Origin of the sequence: Pedobacter sp. N36a, from assembly GCF_014472395.1 — a bacterium.
Taxonomy (GTDB): Bacteria; Bacteroidota; Bacteroidia; order Sphingobacteriales; family Sphingobacteriaceae; genus Pedobacter.
The window spans coordinates 71458-96509 of record NZ_JACSZW010000005.1; the positions used below are offsets into that span (position 1 = coordinate 71458).

General features: G+C 41.7%; 23 protein-coding genes. 16 read left to right on the forward strand and 7 right to left on the reverse strand.

Translation table 11 applies throughout. From position 1 onward, the window contains the following. Positions 1-14: 14 nt before the first annotated feature. Entirely contained in the window at positions 15-782 is a 768-nt protein-coding gene (locus tag H9X96_RS11365; protein ID WP_187666394.1) for a queuosine precursor transporter, read from the reverse strand. A gap of 67 nt (positions 783-849) precedes the next feature. On the opposite strand from H9X96_RS11365, the gene H9X96_RS11370 reads away from it, so the two are divergent. The 6 genes from H9X96_RS11370 (at position 850) to H9X96_RS11395 (ending at position 7394) form a co-directional block, all read left to right on the forward strand. Further along, positions 850-1995 carry a methionine aminotransferase gene (locus tag H9X96_RS11370; protein ID WP_187666395.1) on the forward strand — a complete coding sequence of 382 codons (1146 nt, stop codon included), beginning with the start codon at positions 850-852 and terminating at the stop codon, positions 1993-1995. 24 nt (positions 1996-2019) lie between these two features. Next, a complete protein-coding gene (locus tag H9X96_RS11375) occupies positions 2020-2823 on the forward strand; it encodes a nitrilase family protein (RefSeq protein WP_187666396.1) in 804 nt (267 codons plus the stop codon). Between the two features lie 14 nt (positions 2824-2837). Beyond that, positions 2838-3869 carry a N(4)-(beta-N-acetylglucosaminyl)-L-asparaginase gene (locus tag H9X96_RS11380; RefSeq protein WP_187666397.1) on the forward strand — a complete coding sequence of 344 codons (1032 nt, stop codon included), beginning with the start codon at positions 2838-2840 and terminating at the stop codon, positions 3867-3869. Positions 3870-3887: 18 nt separating this feature from the next. Continuing rightward, on the forward strand, positions 3888-4622 hold the full coding sequence (locus H9X96_RS11385) for a copper homeostasis protein CutC (RefSeq protein WP_187666398.1): 735 nt from the start codon (positions 3888-3890) through the stop codon (positions 4620-4622). 78 nt (positions 4623-4700) lie between these two features. Then, positions 4701-6488: a translation elongation factor 4 gene (gene lepA / locus H9X96_RS11390; protein WP_187666399.1), complete on the forward strand. Its 1788-nt coding sequence runs from the start codon at positions 4701-4703 to the stop codon at positions 6486-6488. Positions 6489-6512: 24 nt separating this feature from the next. Continuing rightward, positions 6513-7394, forward strand: coding sequence for a bifunctional 5,10-methylenetetrahydrofolate dehydrogenase/5,10-methenyltetrahydrofolate cyclohydrolase (locus tag H9X96_RS11395; protein WP_187666400.1), 882 nt, complete (start codon positions 6513-6515; stop codon positions 7392-7394). 27 nt (positions 7395-7421) lie between these two features. On the opposite strand, the gene H9X96_RS11400 is transcribed toward H9X96_RS11395, so the two are convergent. Further along, positions 7422-7754 carry a Rieske (2Fe-2S) protein gene (locus H9X96_RS11400; RefSeq protein ID WP_187666401.1) on the reverse strand — a complete coding sequence of 111 codons (333 nt, stop codon included), beginning with the start codon at positions 7752-7754 and terminating at the stop codon, positions 7422-7424. Between the two features lie 127 nt (positions 7755-7881). Between H9X96_RS11400 and H9X96_RS11405 the strand changes: the two genes are divergently transcribed. Next, positions 7882-8505: a 7-carboxy-7-deazaguanine synthase QueE gene (locus H9X96_RS11405; RefSeq protein WP_187666402.1), complete on the forward strand. Its 624-nt coding sequence runs from the start codon at positions 7882-7884 to the stop codon at positions 8503-8505. Positions 8506-8559: 54 nt separating this feature from the next. Then, positions 8560-10458: an OmpA family protein gene (locus H9X96_RS11410; RefSeq protein WP_255431088.1), complete on the forward strand. Its 1899-nt coding sequence runs from the start codon at positions 8560-8562 to the stop codon at positions 10456-10458. A gap of 16 nt (positions 10459-10474) precedes the next feature. Here the strand turns inward: H9X96_RS11410 and kdsA are convergent, their stop codons facing one another. Together kdsA and recQ are read right to left on the reverse strand one after the other, a co-directional pair. Next, complete coding sequence (kdsA, locus tag H9X96_RS11415) at positions 10475-11290, reverse strand: 3-deoxy-8-phosphooctulonate synthase (RefSeq protein ID WP_187666403.1); 816 nt, start codon at positions 11288-11290, stop codon at positions 10475-10477. 33 nt (positions 11291-11323) lie between these two features. Beyond that, entirely contained in the window at positions 11324-13513 is a 2190-nt protein-coding gene (gene recQ, locus H9X96_RS11420) for a DNA helicase RecQ (protein ID WP_062548132.1), read from the reverse strand. Between the two features lie 89 nt (positions 13514-13602). Here recQ and H9X96_RS11425 point away from each other — a divergent pair, with 89 nt between their 5' ends. The 3 genes from H9X96_RS11425 to H9X96_RS11435 all read left to right on the forward strand — a co-directional run bounded on the left by H9X96_RS11425 (position 13603) and on the right by H9X96_RS11435 (position 17050). Then, positions 13603-14568 (forward strand): SIS domain-containing protein, encoded by a 966-nt coding sequence (locus H9X96_RS11425; protein ID WP_187666404.1) that lies wholly within the window; start codon positions 13603-13605, stop codon positions 14566-14568. A 15-nt stretch (positions 14569-14583) separates the two neighbouring features. Next, positions 14584-15675 (forward strand): mannose-1-phosphate guanylyltransferase, encoded by a 1092-nt coding sequence (locus tag H9X96_RS11430; protein WP_187666405.1) that lies wholly within the window; start codon positions 14584-14586, stop codon positions 15673-15675. A 103-nt stretch (positions 15676-15778) separates the two neighbouring features. Then, positions 15779-17050 carry an Hsp70 family protein gene (locus tag H9X96_RS11435; RefSeq protein ID WP_187666406.1) on the forward strand — a complete coding sequence of 424 codons (1272 nt, stop codon included), beginning with the start codon at positions 15779-15781 and terminating at the stop codon, positions 17048-17050. A gap of 53 nt (positions 17051-17103) precedes the next feature. Here the strand turns inward: H9X96_RS11435 and rlmB are convergent, their stop codons facing one another. Further along, entirely contained in the window at positions 17104-17874 is a 771-nt protein-coding gene (rlmB, locus tag H9X96_RS11440; RefSeq protein WP_187666407.1) for a 23S rRNA (guanosine(2251)-2'-O)-methyltransferase RlmB, read from the reverse strand. A gap of 210 nt (positions 17875-18084) precedes the next feature. On the opposite strand from rlmB, the gene dnaB reads away from it, so the two are divergent. Then, a complete protein-coding gene (gene dnaB, locus H9X96_RS11445) occupies positions 18085-19653 on the forward strand; it encodes a replicative DNA helicase (protein WP_187666408.1) in 1569 nt (522 codons plus the stop codon). A 10-nt stretch (positions 19654-19663) separates the two neighbouring features. Here dnaB and chrA read toward each other — a convergent pair whose 3' ends face one another. Further along, a complete protein-coding gene (gene chrA, locus H9X96_RS11450; RefSeq protein WP_370576736.1) occupies positions 19664-20863 on the reverse strand; it encodes a chromate efflux transporter in 1200 nt (399 codons plus the stop codon). 11 nt (positions 20864-20874) lie between these two features. Next, positions 20875-21210, reverse strand: coding sequence for a lipopolysaccharide assembly protein LapB (locus tag H9X96_RS11455; protein WP_187666410.1), 336 nt, complete (start codon positions 21208-21210; stop codon positions 20875-20877). 45 nt (positions 21211-21255) lie between these two features. On the opposite strand from H9X96_RS11455, the gene H9X96_RS11460 reads away from it, so the two are divergent. The 4 genes from H9X96_RS11460 to H9X96_RS11475 all read left to right on the forward strand — a co-directional run bounded on the left by H9X96_RS11460 (position 21256) and on the right by H9X96_RS11475 (position 25037). Then, positions 21256-21993, forward strand: coding sequence for an electron transfer flavoprotein subunit beta/FixA family protein (locus H9X96_RS11460; protein WP_062548124.1), 738 nt, complete (start codon positions 21256-21258; stop codon positions 21991-21993). A gap of 42 nt (positions 21994-22035) precedes the next feature. Next, a complete protein-coding gene (locus H9X96_RS11465; protein ID WP_187666411.1) occupies positions 22036-23007 on the forward strand; it encodes an electron transfer flavoprotein subunit alpha/FixB family protein in 972 nt (323 codons plus the stop codon). A gap of 45 nt (positions 23008-23052) precedes the next feature. After that, positions 23053-23667, forward strand: coding sequence for a bifunctional nuclease family protein (locus H9X96_RS11470; RefSeq protein WP_062548122.1), 615 nt, complete (start codon positions 23053-23055; stop codon positions 23665-23667). A 104-nt stretch (positions 23668-23771) separates the two neighbouring features. Further along, positions 23772-25037, forward strand: coding sequence for a nucleoside permease (locus H9X96_RS11475; protein WP_187666412.1), 1266 nt, complete (start codon positions 23772-23774; stop codon positions 25035-25037). Positions 25038-25052: the final 15 nt, after the last annotated feature.

Consider the following 25052-nt stretch of genomic DNA (forward strand, 5'->3'; position numbering starts at 1 on the left):
GATTGTAATTGGTACTATCTTCCTGCCATTTTGATCATTCGCTGCGAAAGGTCCTTGCCCAGGTAACGGTCAATCACATCATGCACGACATACAGCAATGGCGTCATTAAGATCGCCACTATAAATTTATAGGTATAATTCACCAGGCCGATTGCAGCCACCATTTGCCAGCTCCAGTGGTACTGAGGATTCAGGTAAAAAGCAATAAAGATGACCACAAAACTATCTATGAATTGAGAAATTACTGTAGAACCTGTGGCACGAAGCCATAAAGCACGTTCTCCGGTTACTTTTTTGATCTTATGAAAGATAAATACATCTGCGATCTGCCCGACTAAAAAGGCGATCACGGAACCCACAATGATCCACATCCCTTGTCCGAATATACCAGCAAAGGCATGGTTCATATTGAGCGGATGACCATCGATGGTTTGATTCACCCAGAAATCGGAAGGTGAAAGCCGCATCGCTGCTGCGACTACAAAAAAGGCATAAGAGATTAGAATTGCTGCCAATACCGATAAAAACCGTACCTGTCGAACGCCAAAATACTCGTTGATGATGTCTGTCATGATAAAAATCAAAGGCCAGGTGAGCACCCCTGCCGACATGTTCAAAGAGAGGTTTGGAACGCCCAGCAAATTGATATCAAACTGCTTGATGCCCAGTGTTCCCTCCACTGAAAATATTTTTACCCCTATAAATTCTGAAAGGATCGCGTTGGCCACAAAAAAGGAGCCTAGAATGAGCAATAATCTGCTTTCTTTTGTTTTAAAAGTCATAGCAAGATGAAATTATTAAATAAATCTGATATAAGACGATAAATATTATTTCTATTTTCGCTGCCACATGATAGCTACACAATCAAAACTACCTGGCATAGGAACGAACATCTTTTCGGTCATGTCCAAATTAGCAGAAGAACATCAGGCCATTAATCTTTCTCAGGGATTTCCTGATTATGAATGTGATCCGAAACTCATCGAATATGTAGCTGAGGCCATGCGCCAGGGCTTTAATCAGTATGCACCGATGACGGGCTTAGCAGCCCTACGTGAGGTGATCGCTGAAAAAATGAACCTGCGTTACGGTGCTCATTATCATCCGGAAACGGAGATCAACATTACTGCAGGAGGCACTCAAGCTATATTCACCGCGTTAAGCGCTTACATTCATCCGGGTGATGAGGTGATCATTTTTGAGCCTGCTTATGATGCTTATGCCCCTACGATAAAGTTGTTAGGCGGCCTGGTTAAACCTTATGAGCTTGCCCCTCCTCAATATGAGATCGACTGGGAAATGGTGAAAAAACTATTCTCCGCCAATACCAAAATGATCATTTTGAATAGCCCACAGAACCCAACAGGCTGTGTTTTATCAGAAAAAGACATCAAAGCGCTCATCAAATTAACAAAAAACACCGATATCATGATTTTAAGTGATGAGGTTTATGAACATATCATTTTCGACGGCAAAACACACCATAGTGTGGCTTTATATCCGGAACTCCGCGAAAGAAGCTTCATTGTGGCCTCGTTTGGCAAATTACTGCATACCACTGGCTGGAAATTAGGGTACTGCTTGGCTCCTGAACAAATGATGAAGGAGTTCAGAAAAATACATCAGTTCAATGTATTTAGTGTGAATACGCCCATGCAGGTGGGTATTGCGCGCTACCTAAAAGATCCGCAATCATACCTTGGCTTATCTGCTTTCTTCCAGCAGAAGCGTGATTTGTTTCGTTCGCTCCTTGCCGAAACTAAGTTTAAATTATTACCTTGCGATGGTTCTTATTTCCAATGCGTTAGCTATGAGCACCTCAGCGACGAGAAAGATGTTGCTATGGCCGAAAGGTTAATCAAAGAATATGGAGTTGCCTCCATTCCGGTTTCAGCCTTCTACATTAGGAATACGGATCACCATGTTTTAAGGTTTTGTTTTGCGAAGAAACAAGAAACATTGGAAAAAGCCGTTGAAAGACTAGTTAAATTATAATTTACATCCCTTTAAATTACAATAATGGAAAGTCCAGATTACCTAAGTATTAAAAACCTGAAAATCACGATTTTCCAGGCCTATTTATTTTGGGAGAATGTTGACAAAAACCTGCAGAATCTATCCCTAAGATTGTCCTCGGGTGTTAAAGAAAAAACAGACCTGATTGTACTCCCAGAGATGTTTAACACCGGTTTTAGCATGAATGCTCCAGCACTCGCTGAAGAAATGAATGGTAAAACCATGCAATGGATGAAGGATATTGCACAAAAATATGAATGCGTAGTCACCGGCAGTTTGATCATCAACGAAGATAGTCATTATTATAACCGACTGATCTGGATGCTTCCGGATGGCGGCTATAGTCATTACGATAAAAGACATTTATTTGGTCTGGGTGAAGAAGATAAAAACTACTCACCAGGTAAAGACAAGGTCATCGTGAAATTAAAAGGCTGGAAAATCCGCCTTGCGATCTGTTATGACCTTCGCTTTCCGGTATGGCTGCGTAATCAGAATGAAGAATATGATATTCTATTGCTGATCGCCAGCTGGCCTGACAAACGTGCCGTTCATTGGAACGCCCTGATTCCTGCCCGTGCCATCGAAAACCAGAGTTATGTGATTGCAGCCAATCGCGTGGGGCATGATGGCAAAGAAGTATACCATAGCGGACATTCCCAATGTATTGATCCAATGGGTAAAACCATTTATTATAAACCTGAAGACGAAGATCTTTATACCTTTAGTATCGGCTACGAAGAATTGGCGAAAACCCGCAGGGCTTTCCCATTCTTAAAAGACGCCGATCACTTTCAAATTATTTAACTGCTATACCAAACATGTTTAACCGTAGAAAATTCATTAAAGCATCTGCGCTTTCTGCCTCCTTATTAGCCATTGATAAAACCAGCGCTGCTGCAATGATCCCAAGCTCGTCTATTGCACCAGGAAAACCCATTGTCATCTCTACCTGGGATTTTGGTATTGCTGCAAATCAGGCGGCATGGAAGGTATTATCTGCAGGCGGACGAGCCCTGGATGCGGTAGAACAAGGAGTACATGTCCCTGAAGCTGATCCAAAAAACCAATCCGTAGGCTATGGTGGTTTGCCGGACAGAGACGGTCATGTGACCCTCGATGCCTGTATTATGGATGATTTAGGCAACTGCGGTGCCGTTGCTGGATTAGAACATATTATGCATCCCATTTCTGTAGCCAGAATGGTGATGGAAAAAACGCCGCATGTAATGCTTGTAGGTGATGGTGCTCTTCAGTTTGCTTTAGAAAACGGATTCAAAAAAGAGAACCTGCTGACGAAAGAAAGTGAAAAAGCATGGAAAGAATGGCTGAAAACGGCAAAGTATGCACCGGTGATGAACATAGAAAATAAACTATACGACAAAGCTGCTCCTACCCGATTACCAGGAAATCAGTATAACCATGATACCATTGGCATGCTTGCTTTAGATGCCAAAGGAAACATTTCGGGTGCTTGTACCACCAGTGGAATGGCTTATAAACTACATGGACGTGTGGGCGACAGTCCAATCATTGGTGCTGGTTTATTCGTAGACAATGAAGTTGGCGGCGCTACTTCTACCGGCGTTGGTGAAGAAGTGATCCGTAATGTAGGCAGCTTTTTAGTGGTAGAACTCATGCGACAAGGCTATACCCCTGAAGCAGCTTGTAAAGAGGCAGTCATGAGGATCATTAAAAAGAAACCAGAAATTGCCAAAAATATTCAGGTTGGATTCCTTGCTTTGAATAAAAAAGGAGAATACGGAGCATATGCGATTCAGCAAGGCTTCAGCTATGCGGTTTGTGACCAGAACAAAACCGATTTATTAATTCCTGGAAAAAGCTATTACTAACCCGAAATTAAGCACCAGATGATTCAAATGGAAGTATGTGCCAACTCCCTTTCTTCTGCTTTGGCAGCACAGGAAGGAGGCGCAGTGAGGGTAGAATTTTGCGACAATTTGCCCGAGGGAGGTACCACTCCCAGTTACGCACAGCTCAAACTGGCGAAAGAATTACTACACATTTTAGTGTATCCGATCATCCGCCCCAGAGGTGGAGATTTCTTGTATTCTGATTTAGAATTCAGCATCATGAAAGAGGATATTAAAATCTGTAAATCATTAAATTGCGATGGGGTGGTCATCGGTATTCTCCATGCGGATGGCAGCATCGATAAAACACGCTGTGCGGAGTTAATCGAACTAGCCAAGCCTATGAAAGTCACCTTCCACCGGGCCTTTGACATGTGCAATGACCTGGAACAAGGCTTAGAAGACCTGATCGAACTGGGCTTTGAAAGGGTGCTGACCTCAGGTGCTGCAGCTTCGGCTTTAGCAGGTGCTGAACAAATCAAAGCCTTAATCAAACAAGCCGCAGGAAGAATTAGTATCATGCCTGGTGCAGGTGTAAAGACAGCTAACATTGCCGAAATCATCCGCATCACCGGTGCTCAAGAGTTCCATGCTTCTGCCAAACATGCAGTAAAAAGCGAGATGGAATTCAGAAACCCAAACTTAAGTATGGGCACCAGTGAAGATGAATTCAGCTACGACCTGACAAATGCCCAGACCGTAAAAAACCTGATCCAACTGGCCAATTCCTAGTATTGCTGATTCATTACAATATACTATGATTAATTTACGATAAATTAATCGACTCAAAATCCTATATTTGCGCCACTGATGAAGCACATACGTAATTTTTGCATAATTGCACATATTGATCACGGGAAAAGCACGCTAGCTGACCGTCTGTTAGAATATACTGGAACCATTACCCAACGTGAGGCGCAAGCTCAATTGCTGGATAATATGGATCTAGAACGTGAACGTGGGATCACGATAAAAAGTCACGCCATTCAGATGAATTACAAGGTTGGTGATATTGAATACAATTTCAACCTGATTGATACACCTGGACACGTCGATTTCTCTTATGAGGTTTCCCGTTCCATCGCGGCCTGTGAAGGTGCTTTACTTATTGTAGATGCATCTCAGGGAATTCAGGCACAGACCATTTCAAACTTATACCTTGCGCTAGAGCACGATCTTGAAATTATCCCTATTTTAAATAAAATGGATTTACCTGGGGCGATGCCTGAGGAAGTAAAAGATCAGATTATTGACTTAATCGGCTGTAAACGTGAGGACATCATCCCTGCTTCAGGTAAAACTGGAATGGGTATCCCTGACATAATTCAAGCTATTGTAGACCGTGTTCCGGCACCAGTTGGTGATCCTGAAGCGCCTCTTCAAGCATTGATCTTTGATTCTGTTTTCAATCCATTCAGAGGAATCATTGCCTATTATAAAGTAGTGAATGGTCAGATAAAAAAAGGCGATAAAGTTAAATTTATCAATACAGGCAAACAATATTTAGCCGATGAAGTGGGTATCCTTAAACTGGATATGTCGCCACGCAGTGTGGTTAAAACCGGTGATGTAGGTTATATCATCTCTGGAATTAAGGAAGCACGCGAGGTAAAGGTTGGAGATACCATCACGACCGTAGATAGACCCTCACCAGATTCAATTCAAGGTTTTGAAGAGGTTAAACCAATGGTTTTTGCTGGTATTTATCCGGTAGATACAGATGAATTTGAGGAACTACGTGAAGCCATGCATAAATTGCAGCTGAATGATGCCTCTATCGTTTTCGAACCTGAAAGTTCTGCAGCATTAGGCTTTGGTTTCCGTTGCGGATTTTTAGGCATGCTGCACATGGAGATCATCCAGGAGCGTTTAGAGCGTGAGTTCAACATGACAGTGATCACTACTGTACCCAATGTATCTTACATCGCTAAGACTACTAAAGGTGAGGTAATTTCGGTTAATAATCCTTCAGATTTACCAGACCCAAGTAAACTAGATGCGGTAGAAGAACCTTTTATTAAAGCAAATATCATTACCAAAGCTGACTTCGTGGGTCCGGTAATGTCACTTTGTATTCAGAAAAGAGGAACGATCATCAATCAGTCGTACTTAACTTCAGACCGTGTAGAGCTTGTTTTTGAGATGCCTATGGGTGAGATTGTTTTCGACTTTTATGATAAGCTAAAAACGATTTCTAAAGGTTATGCTTCATTCGATTATCATCAGATCGGTTACCGTAAATCGGACCTGGTTAGATTAGATATGTTATTAAACGAAGAGCCTGTGGATGCACTATCTTCCTTAATTCACCGCAGCAATGCTTATGATTTCGGAAAGAAAATCTGTGAAAAACTGAGAGAACTAATCCCTCGTCAGCAGTTTGAAATTAAAATCCAGGCTTCTATTGGCGCAAAAGTGATTGCCAGAGAAACACTAAGTGCGCTTCGTAAAGATGTGACGGCTAAATGTTATGGTGGTGATATTTCACGTAAACGTAAGTTACTTGAAAAACAAAAAGCTGGAAAGAAACGTATGCGCCAGGTAGGTAATGTGGAAATTCCACAATCTGCTTTCATGGCCGTACTTAAATTAGATTAATAATTAACCTCATATAAGGATTACATGCAGTTACTTGACGGAAAATTCGCATCAGAAAAAATTAAACTGGAAATCGCAGCCGAAGCCGCCTCTTTCTTGGCTGAAAGTGGCAGAAAACCACATTTAGTAGCCATATTGGTGGGTAATGATGGTGGCAGTGAAACCTATGTTGCCAGCAAAATGAAAAACTGTGAGAAGGTAGGTTTTCAATCTTCGCTCATCAGATACGACAATTCTGTCACAGAAGCGGAATTGCTGCAAAAAATTGAAGAGATTAATCAGGATGCCGGCGTAGATGGACTGATTGTTCAATTACCCCTTCCTAAGCATATTGATCCTGAAAAAGTAACTGAAACTATTGATTACCGTAAAGATGTAGACGGATTTCATCCGGTAAATCTGGGACGTATGATGAGGAACCTTCCTTGTTTCATCCCTGCCACTCCTTATGGCATTATGTTAATGCTTCAGGCTTACGAAATCGACACTATCGGAAAACATTGTGTGGTAGTGGGTAGAAGTAACATTGTAGGCAGTCCGATGAGTATCCTGATGGCCCGCAATGCCAACCCAGGAAACTGTACGGTAACTTTAACACACAGCAGAACAGCTAACTTGAAAGAGCTGACTTTACAGGCTGACATTATCGTTGCTGCAATTGGTAAAAAGAACTTTGTCACTGCGGATATGGTGAAGCCAGGTGCGATCATCATTGATGTGGGCATCAATAGAGAAACTTCTACAGAAACCAAATCCGGTTATAAATTATACGGTGATGTAGACTTTGAAAACGTAGCTCCTAAAGCTTCATGGATCACTCCAGTTCCTGGAGGTGTAGGTCTGATGACCATTGTAGGCTTGTTGAAAAACACATTGGCCTCTGCAAAGAAAGAAATCTATTCTTAAATAATATATAAAAAGCTCTTTAGTAACTCAACTAAAGAGCTTTTTTATCCAACTTTCTTTTAAGCCAACATAAATTCCATCTTCCCTTGTGTCTACCGGGTAGGTATCGATATAATCCCCCTGTCCCTCTGCTCCTCGTCCAGTTTCCAGGTTGTATTCCCATCGGTGTATCGGACAAATCAGGTAGCCATTTTTACATGTTCCACCGCTCAGAATCCCTCCTGCATGCGGACAGCTGTTTTGAACCACGAAAGTCCGGTTCTGATGTCTCACCAGGCATAGTTTTTTCCCATTCAGCTTAATCTGTTCCACGAAATCATGATTCGGGAAGCTGCCTTCCAATTTATACCACTTCAGCATAGCGCTTATTTAAGATAAATGATTAGAAATGAACCTTCCTTTTTCATAGATTGGTCATATAAATCGGCTCAATATACATATAATCCCATTTCCCGTAAATATTTTATTTACCTTTGCCAAATAATATATGGCACACAATATACCAGCAGACGGCACATTACTTCCATTAATGGAAGAGTTTTACACCATACAGGGCGAAGGATTTAACACAGGAAAAGCGGCTTATTTTATTCGTTTGGGAGGTTGCGATGTAGGTTGCCACTGGTGTGATGTGAAAGAAAGCTGGGATGCGGAATTACATCCACTGACTTCAGCAGACGATATTGTGGCCAAAGCAGATACTTTTCCAGGTAAAGCAGTAGTGATTACCGGTGGTGAGCCGTTGATTTATAATCTGGATTATTTAACTCAAAAATTAAAGCAAAAGAATATCCTGACCTTTATTGAAACTTCCGGAGCATATCCCCTTTCAGGTACCTGGGACTGGATTTGTCTTTCTCCAAAGAAATTTAAAGCCCCTCGTCCAGACATCACCCCGTTCGCCAATGAATTAAAGGTGATTGTGTTCAACAAGAGTGATTTTGAATGGGCTGAACAATATGCCGCAACGGTTTCTGATACCTGCAAATTATATTTACAGCCAGAATGGTCTAAATCAAAGGAAATTACGCCATTGATTATTGATTACGTGATGGCAAACCCTAAATGGGAAATTTCTTTACAAACGCATAAATATTTAAATATTCCTTAATCGCACATACAGATTTTTCGCTATATTTAATTTTACACCATTAACAATAGCGTTTTGAAAAAAATATCTGTTGCTCTTTTTTTGTCTTTCCTGATGGTTCTTGGTGCTCAAGCCCAGACTTCTACCATCAAGAAAGCGATGGCCAGCTTTGACAAAGCACAAGGTCTCATAAATGACAACCTATATCCTGAAGCTATTTCAGCACTCAAGGAAGCTGTTCAGTCCGATCCCTCCTTTCAAAACGCCATTCAGCAGCTTGCAGAGCTGAACAGAAGGATTAAATCATACCACGAGGCTGCTGCTTATTATCGGAAAGCCCTTGAGCTGAACCCAAATTCAGAACCACGAATCTATTATGGATTGGGAGAATCTGAACTTTATATCGGTGATTATCAAAATGCCTTAAAACACCTCAATTTATTCGTCACTAAATACACAGGGAATGACGCTGCTTTTATCGCCAGGGCAAAGAAATACCAGAAGGACTGTGCCTTTGCCATTGAGGCCATAAAGACACCTCAGCAATACGAACCCATCAACCTTGGTCCTAAAATCAATACGGCATACCGGGATTACTTCCCAGCCATTACTGCCGACGATGAGACGCTTATTTTCAGTAGAAATATCGATGGAAACGAAGATTTCTTCATCTCCAAAAAGGCAAATAATGAATGGGCTAATGCCTTGCCCTTAAGCAGCAACATCAATACTGCTCAATTTAATGAAGGAGCACAATCCATTTCCCCAGACGGATTGTATTTGTTCTTTACCGGCTGTAACCGTCCAAATGGCCTGGGCCGATGCGACATTTACGTAAGTCATAAAGAAGGAAACAACTGGGGCGAGCCATTTAACCTTGGCGCTCCCGTAAACAGCGCTTATTGGGAATCCCAGCCAGCCATTAGTCCGGATGGCAACACGCTTTACTTTGTGAGCAACAGACCTGGTGGAATTGGCGGTTACGACATCTGGAAATCTAACCTCAATGGAGAAGGTGAATGGTCTGCTCCCACTAATCTTGGCCCAGAAATCAACACCCCTTATGATGAAAATACCCCCTTCTTACATGCAGATGGAAAGACACTTTACTTTTCTTCAGATGGCTGGCCAGGAATGGGCAATAAAGACATTTTTATCAGTCGTATGCAGGACAATGGCCATTGGAGTACGCCAATGAACATGGGCTATCCGATCAATACCTTTAATGAAGAAAACGGAATGATCGTGAGTCCGAATGGCAGCATGGCCTTTTTCTCTTCCAATCTAAAAGATGGTTATGGCGATATGGACATATACCAGTTTAAACTGCCATTGGATAAGCAGCCCATGCCTGTTACTTACGTAAAGGGCGTAGTCCGTGATAAAGAAAGCAGAAAATTTATGGATGCAAAAGTAGAGGTGGTCAATCTGCTCAGCAAAAATACCGCATACAACGATTATACGGATAAAGAGAATGGCGAATTCCTAGCGGTCATGCCTCTAGGGGCAAATTACGCCTTCAATGCCAGTGCAGATGGCTACCTTTTCTATTCGGAAAACTACGAGCTGGGTACTGGAAGCAGGACGCAGCCTTTCCTGCTGGAGATTAACCTGGAGCGTTTAAAAGTGGGCAATAATCTCGTAATGAAGAACATATTTTTTAACACCGATGAATATCATTTATTGCCATCATCTCTGACCGAGTTACATACCTTAACTGCCTTATTGAAAAGCAATCTCCACCTGGAAATAGAAATTCAGGGGCACACAGACAATGTTGGGAATGAGCTCCAGAACGAAAAGCTCTCTTTAAATCGTGCCAAAGCCGTATATGACGAACTGATCGCTCAAAAAATTGATCCTTCCAGACTGAGCTTTAAAGGCTATGGTGAAAACAAACCTATTGCGGGGAATGATACGGAAGCGAAGCGCAAACAAAACAGAAGAACGTCCTTCCTGATTACTAAAATCTAAGGCATAAAAAAAGCGGTTAAATAACCGCTTTTCTAATTCTTACTAGTTTTACCAGTAAATCTTCCAGTAAATCCAGGTGTAACATGTTTGCACCATCTGATTTTGCATTTGCAGGATCAGGATGTGTTTCAATGAATAATCCATCTGCGCCGACTGCAATTGCAGCTTTAGCGATCGTTTCAATCAGCTCAGGCTTGCCACCGGTTACGCCGGAACTTTGGTTTGGCTGCTGTAAAGAATGCGTACAATCCATTACCACAGGCACGCCGAAGCTTTGCATTTCCGGTAATCCACGGTAATCAACAATCAGGTCCTGGTAACCGAAAGTGTTGCCACGATCTGTCAGCATTACTTTAATATTTCCTGATTCTATGATCTTTTCTACAGCGAATTTCATCGAGCCTGCAGATAAAAACTGACCTTTCTTTACGTTAACTACCTTACCTGTTTTCGCAGCAGCGATCAGCAGATCAGTTTGGCGACAAAGAAAAGCTGGGATCTGCAATACATCCACATAGGCCGCAGCCATTGCCGCTTCTGCACTTTCATGAATGTCGGTTACCGTAGGCACATTAAAAGTCTTACCTATTTTTTCTAAAATCTTCAGCGCTTTCTCATCTCCGATTCCGGTGAAAGAACCGCCTTTAGAACGGTTGGCTTTACGGTAGGAACCTTTAAAAATGAAGGGAATCTCTAACTTATCAGTAATCGTGATGATCTTCTCTGCGATGCGCATAGCGATCTCTTCCCCCTCAATGGCACATGGTCCTGCCATTAGAAAGAAGTTTCCTGATTCCTGGTGTTTTAAATTATCTATGGGAAAATTGATCATTGTTTATTTGTAATAATTACCTAATTCAGAATGTTAATTACCTAATTCAGACATGAACTTGATGCGCATCAATTGAATTTCTTCACGGGAATAATCGGCTTCGCCTAATTCTTTAAGCGCTTCATCAATGGAGTCATTTTCCGCAGACTGGAAGTAATCGAATACTTCATCCTGACGGTCTTCATCAATCAATTCATCTACAAAATAATTCAGGTTTAGCTTTGTTCCGGAGTTCACGATCGCTTCAATCTCTTTCAAGATGTCGAAGTAAGTGATGCCTTTAGATTTAGCAATATCTTCTAAACTGATTTGTCTGTCTACATTTTGAATAATAGATACTTTCAGCTGCGATTTATTGGCCTGAGTCTTAATGATCAAGTCGATCGGGCGTTCAATATCATTGTCCTCCACATATTTTTTAATCAGCTCAATGAATGGTGAACCGAACTTCATGGCCTTTCCATTCCCTACTCCCGAGATCTGTTTCAGCTCATCCATCGCAATCGGATAATGCGTACACATTTCTTCCAGTGAAGGATCCTGGAATACCACGAATGGCGGTACATTCTTTTGCTTGGCGATTTTCTTTCTCAGATCCTTCAGCAGCTGCAGCAGCTGGGTATCTAAAGTTCCGGATCCATGTTTCACATCATCTTCATCGTCATCAGCCGCACTTTCTATCGGCTCATTGAGTACAAATTTAAGGCTGTATGGATTCTCGATAAAGTCTCTACCATTATTGGTTAGCCTTAAAAGGCCATAATTGTCAATATCTTTAGAAAGGAAGTTGTTCAATACCGACTGGCGGATTAAGGACTTCCAATAATTTTCTCCTTCTACCATTCCTAAGCCGAATTCAGGAATTTTGCCATGCTCGTAAGCGATGGTTTGAGCGGTTTCCGATCCGGTAAAGATGTTCAGGATATGTGCATCGTCGAATTTCTCGCCGATACGCTGGATCAATTTCAATAAAACCAACAGGTTATCTTCTGCTTCAAAAAGTTTCTTAGGCTTTTTACAATTGTCGCACATACAATTACAGCCTGTTTCATTGAAGTTTTCTCCAAAATAATGGAGGATCTGTTTTCTACGGCAAACGCCTGATTCGGCATAGTCGATCACTTCTTTCAGGATCTGTGTTCCGATTTCACGTTCAGACACCGGCTTATCCTTCATGAATTTCGCCAGTTTATCTACATCTTTCTGCGCATAAAAAGCAATACATACGCCTTCGCCGCCATCTCTTCCGGCTCTACCAGTTTCCTGATAATAGCCTTCCATACTCTTAGGAATATCATGGTGGATCACGAAACGTACATCAGGCTTGTCGATTCCCATCCCAAAAGCGATGGTGGCAACAATCACCTCTACATCTTCCATCAGGAACTTATCCTGTGTATCTGCACGTACTTTAGGCTCCAGACCGGCATGATAAGGCAGGGCCTTAATGCCATTCAGGTTGAGCGCTTCCGCCACCTCTTCTACCTTTTTACGGCTCAGACAGTAAATGATTCCGGATTTTCCGGTATTGTACTTGATGTACCTGATCATTTCCTTGATGACATCTCTTTTCGGGCGGATCTCATAAAATAAGTTCGGCCTGTTAAAAGAAGATTTAAACAAGGTAGCATCAGACATCTGTAAATTCTTAATGATATCCTGCTGTACTTTAGGAGTTGCTGTTGCTGTTAAAGCGATAATTGGGATATCTTCTCCCAGTCCGCTGATGACCTGTCTGATTTTTCGGTATTCAGGACGAAAATCATGTCCCCATTCGGAAATACAGTGGGCTTCATCCACAGCTACAAAAGAAATCTTGATGAGCTTTAAGAATTCGATATTATCTGGTTTAGATAATGATTCCGGGGCCACGTACAGCAATTTGGTTTGTCCGCTCAGCAGATCACTTTTAACCTGTGTAATTTCCGCCTTATTCAAAGAAGAGTTTAAAAAGTGTGCAATGCTGTCGCTTCCACCAAATGCCCTCAGCTGATCTACCTGATTTTTCATCAGGGCAATCAGGGGCGATATAACAATTGCAGTTCCTTCGCTCATAAGCGCAGGTAACTGGTAACATATGGACTTCCCTCCACCTGTAGGCATAATCACAAACGTATTCTTTCCTTCGAGAACATTGGTGATGATAGACTCCTGGTCACCTTTAAAATTATCAAAACCAAAAAAGGTTTGCAAGTTATCAAACAACGACTTTTTCACATCCATTACGCGTATAAAATATTCAGTGCTATATTTACTTCAAAATAACATAATTTTGCACTAATTCAAAGCATCAATATACTAATAAATTCTGTTTGAAAAGTAAAAAAGCGATTATCGAGGACGCAGTCAACACGTTACATCTGGAAGCACAATCCATTTTGGGGCTAATTGACCATATAAATGATGATTTTTGCCAGATTATCGACCATATTCTGCAATGTAAGGGCCGTGTTATCGTGACTGGAATCGGCAAAAGCGCGATTATTGCGCAAAAAATAGTGGCAACTTTCAATTCTACGGGCACTCCATCCAGTTTTATGCATGCTGCAGATGCGGTGCATGGCGACCTTGGAATGATCCAGAAAGACGACATTGTGATCTGTATTTCCAAAAGTGGAAACACACCAGAGATCAAAGTCCTTGCGCCCTTACTGAAGCAATCTGGCAATCTGATGATCGGAATGGTGGGGCAGCTCAATTCAGATCTTGCCGCGCAGGCAGACCTGATCCTGAATACCGCCGTAACAAAAGAAGCTTGTCCGCATAACCTCGCCCCGACCACCAGCACTACCGCGCAATTGGCAATGGGTGACGCCCTGGCGATTTGTCTGCTGAATGCAAGAAATTTCAATGAAGAAGATTTTGGCAGGTACCATCCTGGAGGTGCTTTGGGAAAAAGACTGTATTTAAAATCCGGCGATATTGCGGTTAAAAACCAGAAACCCAGCATCCCAGCATCGGCTTCCGTAAAAGATGTCATTATTGAAATTAGTCAAAACCGTTTAGGTGCGGTGGTTGTTATTGAGGCGGATACGATTTTAGGGATCATTACTGACGGAGATATCAGGAGAATGTTAGAAAAACATACTAATTTAGCCGACATTAAAGCAAGCGATCTCATGAATCCTCATCCTAAAACTATTGAAAAAGATCTTTTAGCCATCAATGCACTGGAAATGATTAAGGAAAATAACATCACTCAATTATTAGTCACAGATGGCGGAACGTACTTTGGGATGATTCATTTACATGACCTTCTTCAGGAAGGCATAATTTAATACTTTCGATTTAGCATGAATAAAAATAATTACGCATTAATAATGGCCGGTGGCGTTGGCAGTAGATTTTGGCCAGTAAGCAGAACAGAATTTCCAAAGCAGTTTATCGACTTCTTCGGAATCGGAAAAACACTGATTCAAAGCACATATGAGCGTTTTTTAAAAGTCTGTCCACCAGAGAATATTTTTGTAGTGACCAATGAGATCTATACAGATATTGTCAAAGAACAATTACCAGATCTAGCAGTCAATCAAATCCTTGCCGAACCGATCATGAGAAATACGGCGCCATGCGTTTCTTATGGCTCCATGAAAATTCTTAACCTGAATCCTGATGCCACAATTGTTGTTGCACCCTCAGACCATACCATTACCAATCAGGACGCCTTTATCGCCGCAATTGAACAATCACTAAAAGCAGCATCAGAAAACGATTGTCTGATCACTTTGGGCATCAAACCTAGCAGACCGGACACCGGATATGGTTATATCCAATATGTAGAAAACACCCTTGCTACTGATGATCAGATCCACAAGGTGAAGATCTTCACGGAAAAGCCCAACCTGGACCTCGCAAAATCATTTATTCAGAGCGGTGATTTCTTATGGAACGCAGGGATCTTCATCTGGTCGGCAAAGTCGATCACTAAAGCTTTCGCCAAACACCTTCCGGACATGCATGAGATCTTCCTTCAGGGAAATCCGATCTACAATACCGAGAGAGAAGCCAACTTCATCAGCGACGCCTATCAGCAGTGTACCAATATCTCTATAGATTTTGGCATTATGGAGAAAGCCGACAATGTATACGTCCTTCCTGCGGACTTTGGCTGGTCAGACCTGGGTACCTGGGCTTCCATTTATGAAATTGCAGAACACGATTACGTAGGCAATGCCGTTATTCCAGCAGAAAAAGTGATGATGTTTGATTCTTCAAACTGCATGGTGAATGTACCAAAAGACAAATTGGTAATCCTTCAAGGCCTTCATGACTATATTGTGGTAGAATCGAACAATACTTTGATGATATGCCCAAGAACAGAAGAACAAAATATTAAACAGATAGTTGCCGATGTAAAATCAAAATTCGGCACAAAGTATATATAAACAAGCGTTTAGCTTTTTTCATGTTACATCCGGATTCTGGCGTCAGTCGAAATCCGGATGTATTGTTTTTATCATTTTTTCTTGCCCCAAATTTCTCATTACAATGACTAAGTACTTATACGGAATTGACTTTGGAACTACCAATTCTGCCCTATCCATCTATGACGATGAAAAAAAAGAAATCATCGCTACCATTACTGTTCCTTCCATTCTATACTTCAAAGATGAAGCTACTGAAACAGATTCCATCACTTATTATGTGGGAGAAGATGCGATAAATGCCTATATCAATGATGGTATGAAAGGGCGTTTCATGAAGTCGGTTAAAAGAATACTGCCGAGAAGTAGTTTCATTGAAACCCGCGTATTCACTAAAAAATACAATGCATCAGACCTGGTGACGCTGATTTTAAAGGACCTGAAAGCTAAAGCCGATAAGATCATCGGGCATGATTGTCAGAAAGCCATCATTGGCCGACCGGTTTTCTTTGATGATGAGAGTTCAGCAAAAGATGCGCTTGCTCAAAAACGCTTAAACAAAGCGGCAGAGAATGCCGGATTTACCGACTTCCGTTTTCAATTTGAGCCTATTGGGGCGGCTTTTGCTTATGAGCAGTCCATTACTAAGAAAGAGAAAGTACTGGTGGCCGATCTTGGCGGTGGAACAACCGATTTCACCTATCTGGAACTAGATCCTGAAAAAGTAGGCAGTAAAGACCGTAAGAATGACATTCTTGCTACCGGTGGTATTTACATTGGCGGAGATAGTTTTGATTCCTCTTTCATGTGGGATCAGGGCACGCCTCATTTTGGTAAAGATACCCTTTACGAAGCCGCACCAGGTAAAATGCTTACCGTTCCTAACTCCTATTTCAGCAATATCTGTTCCTGGGAGCAAATGAACTTCTTTAATGGCATCAAAGTGAGGAACGACATCCAAACTTATTACCATTACTCTAAACAGGATCCTAAATTCAAAAACCTGATCACCTTAACAGATCATAACCTGGGTTATTCCGTATTCCAATCGATTGAAAAAACAAAAGTTAGTTTATCGAAAAAGGAAGAGGCTACTTTTGTGTACCACAATATGGAAATCGATATTGATCAGGAGGTGACACTGGAGCAATACAACAAAATTATTCAGAAGGATTTAAGAAAGATCAGTCTGTATCTGGAAGAGTTTTTAACGAAAAACAAGATCAATCCAGCAGAGATCGACAGTTTATTCCTAACCGGGGGAACCTCAATGGTATCCGCGGTAAAAGATTTGTTTAACAGCAGATTTCCAGGCGTACCAGTCAACTCGGGCGACAACTTTATCAGCGTAGCCAAAGGATTGGCCTACAGCGGATACTTGTTCGAGGAAGCCTAAAAAAAAGGAGCCTGTTTTGCAGGCTCCCAAAATAGCAATATAAATTCTTAAAATTATAGGGTCTGACGCTGTCTGATCGCTTCGTAAAGGATTACACCTGCCGAAACAGATACATTCAATGAGCTGATCTCTCCAATCATCGGGATTTTAGCCAGGTGATTTGCCATTCTCATGATGTCATTTGAAATTCCTTCATCCTCTGCTCCCATTACAATCGCTGTAGGTGCAGTATAATCAGGTGCATAAATCAAATCATTCGTTTTTTCTGTACAAGCTACAATCTGCAAACCACAATCCTGCAAGTATAAAGCTACTTTATGAAGATTCGGGTGTCTGCATACCGGAATGCTGAATAATGCTCCTGCCGAAGTTTTAATCGCATCCGCATTAATCTGCGCTGAGTTTTTAGTCGGTACAATAATCGCATGTGCACCGGCACAAGCCGCTGTTCTGGCGATCGCCCCCATGTTACGTACATCAGTAATACCATCCAGGATCAATACCAATGGCACTTCACCTTTCTCATAAACCGCAGGGATAATGTCTTCAATTTTCTGGAAAGTAATGGCCGAAATTACCGCGATCACCCCTTGGTGGTTCTTTAGCGTCATTCTGTTCAGCTTTTCTACTGGAACATTATGAACTGGCGCATCTACATCTTTCAAATGTCCTTTCAGCTCCACGATCAGATCGCCGCCTAATCCACGCTGAATATAAATACTTTCAATATCTTTACCAGCTTTAATAGCTTCTATTACAGCTCGTATGCCAAATACGAATTCATTATTTTCTTTAGCTCTCGCAGGTCTCCTCGAATGTTCCATCTTTCTTAAAATTGAAGCGCAAAAATAGCTGAAATAATGCGATTAAAGGAAACCAATTTTCGGAAGGCGCTAAGCCGCTGTTTTCCACACAGTTCGGTTAACAAAACCAAGCCTTCTTGAAATCTATAGCTTCAAAACCAGTAATTCCTCTTTTTAAATGTTCATAAAAGAATTAAGCAAAGGCCCTAATTTTTCCATATTTTTGTGCCCATGAGTAACGACAACGGAAATCAGGGACAAGATAAAGCTACCTTCACTGCCAGAAAGGCCAGAATCAGCAATTCCATGAATACCATGGGAAAGATACCACCTCAGGCATTAGACCTTGAAGAAGCTGTTCTAGGTGCTTTAATGCTAGAAAAAGATGCCCTATCTACTGTAATTGACATCTTAAAACCAGAAGTATTTTACGCGGAAGCGCATAAAAAGATCTTCGAAGCCATTGCCTTATTATTCCAGAAATCAAAACCGGTAGATATTTTAACTGTTACTGCAGAATTGAGGAACCTGGGTTTACTGGAGATGGTAGGCGGTGCTTACTACATCACCAATTTAACCAACAGAGTTGCTTCTGCAGCCAATATTGAATACCATTCGAGGATTATTTCTCAAAAATATATTCAAAGAGAACTGATCAGGATCTCTTCTGAGATCATTCAAAATGCTTACGAAGACACCACTGATATTTTCGACCTGCTGGATCATGCAGAGAAAAACCTGTTTGACATTGCACAGAATAACCTGCGCAGGGATACACAGAAAATGGATGAGATTGTCAAACAATCTTTAGCCACATTAGAAGCGCTTCGCGGAAAAAGCGATGGTTTAACGGGTGTACCTTCCGGCTTTACCGACTTAGACCGGATTACCGGTGGATGGCAGCCTTCAGATTTAGTGATCATCGCGGCACGTCCGGCGATGGGAAAGACGGCCTTCGTACTGACCTGCGCCAGAAATGCGGCAGTAGATTTCAAACGTCCGGTAGTGGTATTCTCCCTGGAGATGTCCTCAGTTCAGTTGGTGAATCGTTTGATTTCCGGAGAAACGGAAATCGAGCAGGAGAAAATCAGAAAAGGAAACCTGGCAGAATGGGAATGGCAGCAGCTCCACAGCAAAATTGGTACCTTAACAGAAGCACCCTTATTAATTGACGATACCCCTGCCCTGAATATCTTTGAGTTCAGAGCGAAATGCAGAAGGTTAAAATCACAATACGACTTACAGCTGATCATCATCGATTACTTGCAGCTGATGCATGGTAAAGGTGAAGGCGGTGGTGGAAACAGGGAGCAGGAGATTGGTAGTATCTCAAGGGCCCTGAAATCTGTGGCTAAAGAACTAAACGTTCCGGTACTGGCACTTTCTCAGCTGAGTCGTGCAGTAGAGAGCAGACCTGGTCAGAACGGTAAACGCCCGATGCTATCGGATTTACGTGAATCTGGTTCCATTGAGCAGGATGCGGATATGGTGCTCTTCTTATACAGACCGGAATATTATGGTATTACAGAAGATGAACAAGGACGCTCACAAGCAGGTATTGGAGAGGTAATTATCGCGAAACACCGTAACGGTGAAACCGGTATTGTTCCATTGCGCTTCATCGGTAAATACGTTAAATTTACAGATTTGGAAGACAATTTTGCGGCACCTACTTCCTTCTCTATGGACAGCACCAGTGCAGGCATGGCTCCTTCACAGGATTTTGATCGCCCTACAGGAAACGTCATCATCAAGCCTTCCAGAATGGACGATATGCATGACGATGACGCTCCTTTTTAAACGATAGATTTTAAATGAAATAACCTAATAATATGCCTGCCAATACAATAATTGGCGGGCTTATTTTTGTGAAGTTCAGTACCAGAAAAGTAGAGACCATCACTCCTATTGCCATCAGGTTTAATCCCATTGGCTGCACGAGTAGCATAAACGCGGCAATGATAAAGCCCACACTCACGGCATTGATCCCCACCATAGAATACTTGATTCGGGAAATCTTTTTCAGATCTTCCCAGAATGGCACAATAAATAGGACTAAAATCAAACCCGGCAGGTTGATGCCCATCACGGCGACAAAACCTCCCAATATCTGACCCGTTAATCCAAAACCAAAAGTTTTCATACTCAGTGCACCTACATAACTGGTAAATGAAAACGTCGGACCTGGTAAAGCCTGCTGTAAAGCAAATCCGGAAAGAAAATCCGTTCCCGTCAGGTAATGTTTCATTTCTACAAACTCGGTAAACATCAGCGGGACTAAAACTTGTCCGCCACCAAAAATGAAAATCCCGTTCCGATAAAAATTCTCGAATAACCTGATCGGAAGACTAAAAAGAGAGGTACGGTTGATAATCGCACCCAAAGAAGCTAAAATAAGCAATACCCCAATGAAGTAGATCAGTTTTTTCGGGTTGATGTTAGAAAACAGGCGCACCCTCAGTTCGCTTTCCTCTTTAGGCGTACCAATGGCAGAGGAAATCATCCCGCCGATTAAAATGGCAATTGGAAATACATATGCATTCCTCAACACCATGGTTCCGACCACCGCAGCGACAGCCAGAAAGATAGTCAGCTGTGAAACCAAGACTCTTTTTGCTAAATTGTAAGCACCAAAAGCCACAATCCCCAAAGCAATGGGCTGGATGTATTCCAATATTTCGTTGAACTTCTGCTGCTGTCCCCATTTACCAAAACTGATGGCAGCAAAGGTCATCAGCGCTGCTGAGGGAATGATCCAGATGAGAAAAGTAAGTATAGCCAGTTTTAGCCCCCCTACTTTATACCCAATCCCGACCAGGGTTTGAGTGGAAGCCGGACCAGGCAATACCTGTGATAGTGCATTTAGTTCCAGCAGCTCCTCTTCCGTAATGTACCTGACGTCTTTTACAAAATATTTAAGCAATAGTGCCAGGTGTGCCTGTGCACCGCCAAAAGCAGTAAACGTGAAAAGGAAAACGTCTCTGATAAACAACAGTTGTCTTTTGTTCATCATCTCCGGGGCTAATCGTCTTCGTAATCAAGGCCTGCAGCAGAATTATAGGCACCCTGCAATTCAGAAAAAGCGTGCATATCCCGTTTATTTCTGGCGGCGACCATGCCTTTCTGATAAACCTCCAGCGCCGTATCTTTTTGGCCCTGTTTTTCATAAAGCTTACCCAGATGATAATAAGTACCTACATAATCCGGGTGATCACCGGTCAGTTTTAAGTAATATTCAAATGCCCTTTCTACGTCATTTGAATTGTTGTATTCAGTAGCTAAAGCGTACAGAACGAATGGATCATGAGGATCATTGGATAAAAACTCCAATAACTTTGCTAATCGGGTACTTTGCATTTTAAATCCCTGCTTTTTTAATTAGATTTGCAAAAAGACAATTTTATGAAAATATTAGTTTGTATCAGTAATGTGCCCGACACAACGACAAAAATAACTTTTACTAACGATAATACACAATTCAATACATCAGGCGTACAATTTATTGTAAATCCGTATGATGAAATTGCCTTATCTAAAGCAATTGAGTTGTGTGAGGGTGGTAAAGGAACCGTTACCGTAATCAATGTTGGAGAAAGCACCACAGACCCAACCATAAGAAAAGCACTTGCTATCGGAGCAGATGATGCTGTCAGAATCAACGCTGAACCTAGAGATGCTTACTTCACTGCGTACCAAATCGCGGAGTATGCAAAAACGACAGACTTCGACATGATCCTTTGCGGACGTGAATCTATTGACTACAATGGATCACAAGTTGCTGCAATGGTGGGCGAATTTTTAGATATTCCTTCGATCTCCATCATCAAAAAGTTAGACTTTGATGGAACGACTGCCACGATAGAACGTGAAATTGAAGGTGGAAAAGAAGTAGTTTCTGTAACTGGCAAGTTTATTGCGAGTTGTGCAGAAGGTACTGCAGTTCCAACCATTCCAAACATGAGAGGCATTATGTCTGCAAGATCTAAGCCACTGCAAGTTGTGGAAGCTAAAGAAATCGCGCAGATCAGCAAAGTCACTAAGTTTGAGACTCCTGCCCCACGCGGCGCCGTGAAACTGATCCCTGCAGAGTCTGCAGCACAGTTAATCGAGCTTTTACATACAGAAGCTAAAGTGATCTAATCCGTTCTATTCTCATTTTTAAAATTATTTAATAAAGATCTTATGTCAGTTTTAGTATATGTAGAACAAGTCGATGGTAAGTTTAAGAAATCTGTTTTTGAAGCAGTAGCTTATGCGAAAGCCATTGCAGATACACAAGGAAGTAATTTAACCGCGATATCTATTGGTAATGTTGGAGAAAGCGAATTGAAAGAGCTGGGTAAATACGGCGCTTCTAAAGTTTTAAATGTAGCCAACGACCAATTAAAGAACTTCGTAAACCAGGCTTATGCTTCGGTGATCGCGGAAGCCGCTAAAAAAGAGGGTGCAGATATAGTGGTATTGTCGAACTCTTTCTCTGGAAAAGGTTTAGCACCACGCGTTGCAGTGAAATTGGAAGCAGGATTAGTAGAGGGTGCGGTAGAATTACCTAAAATTGATGGTGCTTTGTTTTCAGTAAAGAAAAATGCCTTCTCAGGAAAAGCATTTGCCATTACAGCGCTGACTTCAGCGATTAAAGTAATCGCTTTAAACCCGAATGCTTTTGGCGTAAAAGAATCAGCTGTTGATGCAGCTATTGAAAATTTTGCTCCGGAAGTGAAAGCGACCGACTTAGCGGCCATCGTTAAAGAAATCGTTAGAGCAACTGATAAAATATCTTTGCCAGATGCTGAATTGGTCGTTTCCGCAGGACGAGGCCTTAAAGGCCCTGAAAACTGGGGAATGATCGAAGAGCTTGCCGGACTGCTTGGCGCGGCTACAGCCTGCTCTAAACCAGTCTCAGATGCAGACTGGAGACCTCACTCTGAACACGTTGGACAAACTGGTATTGCCATCAGTCCGAATTTATATATCGCCATTGGTATTTCTGGAGCGATCCAGCATTTAGCAGGCGTAAGTTCTTCAAAAGTAATCGTAGTGATCAACAAAGATCCAGAAGCTCCTTTCTTCAAAGTTGCGGATTACGGTATCGTTGGCGATGCCTTTGAAGTTGTTCCTCAATTAATAGAAGCATTAAAAGCACATAAAGGCTAAATAAATATCCGGCTGAAACGTTGTTTTGGCCGGGTATTACTTAAGATGAAAAAAGTAAAACTCGAAATTATCGGTTTGTCTTACAGCCAAACCCAATCAGGTGCTTATGCCCTGGTTCTTGGTGAAGTAAATGGCAGAAGACGCTTACCGATCATCATCGGTGCGTTTGAAGCACAAGCTATTGCCATAGAAATTGAGAAGATGGTCCCAAGCAGACCGCTTACTCACGACCTGTTCAAGACTTTTGCACAGACTTATCATGTACAAATTACAGAGGTATTGATTTACAACCTGGTAGAAGGTGTATTCTTTGCTAAATTGATTTGCACGGATGGCGAAACCATCCAGGAAATTGACGCCAGAACATCTGATGCCATTGCATTAGCGGTTCGCTTCAATGCCACCATCTACACTTACGAATTTATCCTTTCTTCAGCGGGTATTGTCATTGAAGGCAATGACTTCCTATTCTTAGAAAACATGGATAACATCTCAAAGGAACAGAGTTCTGAAGACATGAGCCCTTCCATCCCTGGCTCCAATTATAAATCACTCAGCACAGAAGAATTAAACCAGAAACTTCAGGAGGCCATTGCCGAAGAAGCGTATGAGAAAGCAGCAAGGATACGTGATGAATTAAACAGAAGAAATTCCGCATAACCCCCTATTACTTATTATTTTAAATATCTTACCTCAATTTAGACGATCTATTCAAAATAGTTCTATCTTGAAGTATTAATTCAAAAAACAACTAAATTATTATTATGAATGTTAAGTTACGCTTAACTCTGATGAATTTTTTACAATTCTTTATCTGGGGTTCATGGCTTATTACTATTGGCGTGTATTGGTTCCAGAATAAAGGATGGTCAGGTGCAGAATTCGGAATTATCTTTTCCACCATGGGGATTTCTTCTATTTTCATGCCTGCGCTTGCCGGAATTATTTCAGATCGTTTTGTCAATGCGGAGAAGTTATACGGAACATTTCACATTCTTGGGGCATGTGTGCTGTTTTGCCTTCCAATGGTGACCAATCCCAGCACATTTTTCTGGGTGATTCTGCTCAACATGATCTTCTATATGCCCACGCTGTCTTTATCGATTACCGTGGCTTATTCTGCTTTAAAGAATGCCAAACAAGATGTCGTAAAAGACTATCCCCCAATTAGAATCTGGGGAACTATTGGTTTTATCGCTGCCTTATGGGTAGTGAGTTTAACTGGAAATGAAGCTTCATCCAACCAGTTTTACATCGCCTCAGGCGTTTCTTTGGCTTTGGGTATTTATGCCTTCACCTTACCAAAATGCCCACCATTGTCTAACAAAATAGAAAGTAAATCTTTTGTAGATGCCTTAGGATTAAGGGCTTTCACCTTGTTCAAACAGAAGAAATTTGCGGTATTCTTTCTTTTCTCTATGTTTTTAGGTGCAGCATTACAGCTGACGAATGCCTATGGAGATACTTATCTGCATGATTTCAAAGAAGTTCCTGAATTCAGCAACCTACTGGCGGTAAAATATCCTGCAATCATCATGTCGATTTCACAGATCTCTGAAACCTTATTTATTTTGGCCATCCCCTTCTTCTTAAGAAAGTTTGGTATTAAATACGTGATGCTGTTCAGTATGCTGGCCTGGGTATTGAGATTCGGTCTTTTCGCCTTTGGAGACCCTGCTGGCGGATTGTGGATGATCATTATGTCTTGTATTGTTTACGGTATGGCATTCGACTTCTTCAACATCTCCGGATCTTTATTTGTAGAGACCCAGATTGATGAGAAAATCAGAGGAAGTGCACAAGGTTTATTCATGATGATGGTGAACGGTTTTGGTGCTTTATTTGGAAGTTTCACCAGTGGAATGATCATTGAGCATTTCTTTACAGGAGCAAACCAGAGTAAAGACTGGCAGGGCATCTGGCTGACATTTGCAGCTTATACACTAGTATTGGCCATCACCTTCCCTTTCATCTTCAAATACAAGCACAATAAGGCGGAGTTAAATGCGATTAATGCAATGAACCACTAAAACAGCACAACCTCT

Bases quoted from the DNA above. Each gene is read 5' to 3' on its own strand.
- H9X96_RS11365 (WP_187666394.1), bottom strand. From the start codon at position 782: ATGACTTTTAAAACAAAAGAAAGCAGATTATTGCTCATTCTAGGCTCC.
- H9X96_RS11370 (WP_187666395.1), top strand. From the start codon at position 850: ATGATAGCTACACAATCAAAACTACCTGGCATAGGAACGAACATCTTT.
- H9X96_RS11375 (WP_187666396.1), top strand. From the start codon at position 2,020: ATGGAAAGTCCAGATTACCTAAGTATTAAAAACCTGAAAATCACGATT.
- H9X96_RS11380 (WP_187666397.1), top strand. From the start codon at position 2,838: ATGTTTAACCGTAGAAAATTCATTAAAGCATCTGCGCTTTCTGCCTCC.
- H9X96_RS11385 (WP_187666398.1), top strand. From the start codon at position 3,888: ATGATTCAAATGGAAGTATGTGCCAACTCCCTTTCTTCTGCTTTGGCA.
- lepA (WP_187666399.1), top strand. From the start codon at position 4,701: ATGAAGCACATACGTAATTTTTGCATAATTGCACATATTGATCACGGG.
- H9X96_RS11395 (WP_187666400.1), top strand. From the start codon at position 6,513: ATGCAGTTACTTGACGGAAAATTCGCATCAGAAAAAATTAAACTGGAA.
- H9X96_RS11400 (WP_187666401.1), bottom strand. From the start codon at position 7,754: ATGCTGAAGTGGTATAAATTGGAAGGCAGCTTCCCGAATCATGATTTC.
- H9X96_RS11405 (WP_187666402.1), top strand. From the start codon at position 7,882: ATGGCACACAATATACCAGCAGACGGCACATTACTTCCATTAATGGAA.
- kdsA (WP_187666403.1), bottom strand. From the start codon at position 11,290: ATGATCAATTTTCCCATAGATAATTTAAAACACCAGGAATCAGGAAAC.
- recQ (WP_062548132.1), bottom strand. From the start codon at position 13,513: ATGGATGTGAAAAAGTCGTTGTTTGATAACTTGCAAACCTTTTTTGGT.
- H9X96_RS11430 (WP_187666405.1), top strand. From the start codon at position 14,584: ATGAATAAAAATAATTACGCATTAATAATGGCCGGTGGCGTTGGCAGT.
- H9X96_RS11435 (WP_187666406.1), top strand. From the start codon at position 15,779: ATGACTAAGTACTTATACGGAATTGACTTTGGAACTACCAATTCTGCC.
- rlmB (WP_187666407.1), bottom strand. From the start codon at position 17,874: ATGGAACATTCGAGGAGACCTGCGAGAGCTAAAGAAAATAATGAATTC.
- dnaB (WP_187666408.1), top strand. From the start codon at position 18,085: ATGAGTAACGACAACGGAAATCAGGGACAAGATAAAGCTACCTTCACT.
- chrA (WP_370576736.1), bottom strand. From the start codon at position 20,863: ATGAACAAAAGACAACTGTTGTTTATCAGAGACGTTTTCCTTTTCACG.
- H9X96_RS11455 (WP_187666410.1), bottom strand. From the start codon at position 21,210: ATGCAAAGTACCCGATTAGCAAAGTTATTGGAGTTTTTATCCAATGAT.
- H9X96_RS11460 (WP_062548124.1), top strand. From the start codon at position 21,256: ATGAAAATATTAGTTTGTATCAGTAATGTGCCCGACACAACGACAAAA.
- H9X96_RS11465 (WP_187666411.1), top strand. From the start codon at position 22,036: ATGTCAGTTTTAGTATATGTAGAACAAGTCGATGGTAAGTTTAAGAAA.
- H9X96_RS11470 (WP_062548122.1), top strand. From the start codon at position 23,053: ATGAAAAAAGTAAAACTCGAAATTATCGGTTTGTCTTACAGCCAAACC.
- H9X96_RS11475 (WP_187666412.1), top strand. From the start codon at position 23,772: ATGAATGTTAAGTTACGCTTAACTCTGATGAATTTTTTACAATTCTTT.